The following is a 313-nucleotide window of genomic DNA, read 5'->3' as shown; positions in this document are numbered from 1 at the left end:
CAGCGGTCGGTACTTGCCGCCCGACTTGCCACCATAGGGCCCCTTGGGTTCGATTTCGGCCTGGAGGGTCAGAACTTCGATGGGGTCCAGGCAGGGACCCATGATCCAGACCTTGACCACGCCACCGGGCGCCAGGCCGATGGTGAGGGCTTCGCGATAGTCGAAGTGGTAGCCGCTCGGACACTGGCCCGGGATACGCTCGACCATCTTTGCCCTGGCCCAATCGGGGATGGTGAACAGCGCGTGATAGGTTTGAGGTTCGACCATGGATTGCCAGCGTAGGGATACGACATAGGGCAGATCCAGGCCGGTC

Annotated in this window: 1 protein-coding gene; it reads right to left on the bottom strand. The window is 62.6% G+C overall.

Translation table 11 applies throughout. The features are described 5' to 3' along the window. On the bottom strand, positions 1-313 hold a 313-nt coding region (locus GSQ95_RS26040), incomplete at both ends, for a DUF2931 family protein (protein ID WP_158974026.1).

This window comes from Pseudomonas sp. BAV 4579 (assembly GCF_009765395.1).
GTDB classification, from domain to species: Bacteria; Pseudomonadota; Gammaproteobacteria; order Pseudomonadales; family Pseudomonadaceae; genus Chryseomonas; species Chryseomonas aestiva.
This window is presented reverse-complemented; position numbering and strand designations above follow the sequence as displayed.